This window comes from Longimicrobium sp. (assembly GCF_036554565.1).
Lineage (GTDB): Bacteria > Gemmatimonadota > Gemmatimonadetes > Longimicrobiales > Longimicrobiaceae > Longimicrobium.
Genome location: NZ_DATBNB010000710.1, coordinates 1 through 2,261, shown reverse-complemented (window position 1 = coordinate 2,261; position 2,261 = coordinate 1). Strand labels below are relative to the sequence as shown.

2 protein-coding genes are annotated in these 2,261 nt (G+C 71.2%); one reads left to right on the top strand and one right to left on the bottom strand.

The window, feature by feature from the left end:
• Window positions 1-174: 174 nt before the first annotated feature.
• A complete protein-coding gene (locus VIB55_RS19880) occupies window positions 175-1,689 on the bottom strand; it encodes a trypsin-like peptidase domain-containing protein (RefSeq protein WP_331878413.1) in 1,515 nt (504 codons plus the stop codon).
• A gap of 155 nt (window positions 1,690-1,844) precedes the next feature.
• On the opposite strand from VIB55_RS19880, the gene VIB55_RS19875 reads away from it, so the two are divergent.
• On the top strand, window positions 1,845-2,261 hold a 417-nt coding region (locus tag VIB55_RS19875; protein ID WP_331878412.1), incomplete at its 3' end, for a response regulator transcription factor.

The following is a 2,261-nucleotide window of genomic DNA, read 5'->3' as shown; positions in this document are numbered from 1 at the left end:
GACGCGGAGAACTGCAGAGGACACTACCGAGGTGATCTGATCTTTCTCTCCCGTTTTCTCCTCTTTTCTCCGCGTCCTCCGCGCCTCCGCGTGACCCAAAAAGAAAGCCAGCCCGGGGGCGAACCACGGGCTGGCTTCTGTTTTGAGAACGACGATCTATACCTTCAGCGCAGATCAGCTGCGGGCGCGGAAGTTCACGATGGTCTCGCGGCCGTCCGGCAGCCGCACCTGCAGCGACACCACCTGCCCCGGCCGCACCGCCTCGGACGCGGCGCGAAGCTCCTGCACCGTGCGCACCTCGCGGCCGTTGAATCGCCGCACCACCATCCCGCGGCCCAACACCCCCGCCGCGGGACTCGCGGGATCCACCTCCGAGATCACCACCCCCGCCGCGCGCTCCATCCCCAGCTCGCGGGCAATCTCCGGCGTCACCGGCTCCGCGCGGATGCCCAGCCGGCCGCTGGTCTCCACCGGGGCTGCCACCTCCTCCGCCTCGGGCGCCGCCCGGCCGCGGGCCGCGCGGGGGTTGGAGAACTCCTCCAGCCGCACCGGCACCCGGCGGCGGTCGCCGTAGCGAACCACGTCCAGCGTCACCCGGTCTCCCGGGCGCCGCTCCATCACCGTCTCCATCAGGTCGCCGGCGTTCTTCACGGCCTTGCCCTCCACGGCCACGATCACGTCGCCCAGCTTCAGCCCGGCAGCCGCCGCGGGGCCGCGCGGCTCTGCCGAAACCACCGCGCCATCCGGCGAGGGAAGCCCGAACACCTCGGCATCGGCAGGCGACACGTCGCGGATCTCCACGCCGATCATGGGCCGGTGCACGCGGCCGTCACGCATCAGGTCTTCCGCCACGCGGCGCGCCAGGTTGATGGGCACCGCGAACCCGTAGCCCGAGTAGAAGCCCGTCGGCGAAGCGATGGCGCTGTTGACGCCGATCACCCGCCCCTGCAGGTCTACCAGCGGCCCCCCGCTGTTCCCCGGGTTGATGGCCGCGTCGGTCTGGATGAAGTGCTCCAGCGGGGCCTCGGCGCCGTTGCGCCCCATGATGCCCAGGCTGCGGCCCTTGGCGCTCACGATGCCGGCCGTGGTGGTCTGCCCCAGGTCCAGCGGATAGCCCAGCGCCAGCACCCAGTCGCCGATCTCCAGCGGGTCGGCATCGCCCAGCCGCGCCACGGGGAGCCCCCGCGCATCCACCTTCAGCACGGCGACGTCCGTGTTGGGGTCGCGGCCCACCACGCGCGCCTCGAACTCGCGCTTGTCGGCCAGCACCACCGTCACGCGGTCCATCCCCTCGACCACGTGGTTGTTGGTAATGATGTAGCCGTCCGCAGAGATGATGAAGCCCGATCCGCTGCCAGCCCGCGGCGCCTGCCCGCCCTGGCGGCGGAACATGTCCTCGAACGGCGTTCCGCGGAACTCCGGCGGCACCTGCTGCTGCGAGACGGCCCGCGCCGCCGAAGCCACGCGGACGTGCACCACCGCGGGGAGAGCCGCGCGGGTGGCGGCGCGGAAGGCGCCAGACAGCCCCTCGGCCGACGCGATGGCCCCCGGGGGCGCCACCGCCGGCCCGGCCGCCTGGGCACCCAGGTCCGGCAGCGGGTCCTTTACCATGTCGGCCGCCGTCATGGCCGTTGCGGTGCCCGCGACCAGCAGCGCGGGCATCCCGAGCTTGCGAAGCGTTGCGTTCATCGTCACTTATCTCCTGATCCGAAAACGTGGGGCGGCCGGGGACCACGGGGCCGCCATCCTGCTGGCAAGGAATACCCGTTCGTGCGAACCCCCGTTCCTGCAGGGGATTAGCGGACGATTAGCCCGCCCTTAACGCCTCTTAATCCAGGGCACCGATGAGGATTCTGATCGTAGAAGACAATCCGCGCATCGCCGGCTTCCTGCAGAAGGGCCTGCGCGAGGAGGGGTACGTGGTCGAGATGGCGGCGGACGGAGACGTCGCCTGGGAAAAGGCCACCACGCAGGGCTTCGACGCCGCGGTGGTGGACGTGATGATCCCGGGGCGCTCGGGCATCCAGCTCGTCCGCGACCTGCGCGAACGCGAGGTGCGCCTTCCCGTGCTGATGCTCACGGCGCGCGACCGCACGGAAGACAAGGTGGTCGGGCTGGACGCCGGCGCCGACGACTACCTGACGAAGCCGTTCGAGTTCTCGGAACTGACGGCACGCCTGCGCGCACTGCTGCGGCGGGGGGCGAGCCCCGGGGCCTCGGCGGTGCTCAAGGCGGGGGACGTGGAGATGGATCCCGCCACG

What these genes read in the sequence shown, in the direction of transcription:
- VIB55_RS19880 (WP_331878413.1), bottom strand. Translation starts at nt 1,689, where the DNA reads ATGAACGCAACGCTTCGCAAGCTCGGGATGCCCGCGCTGCTGGTCGCG.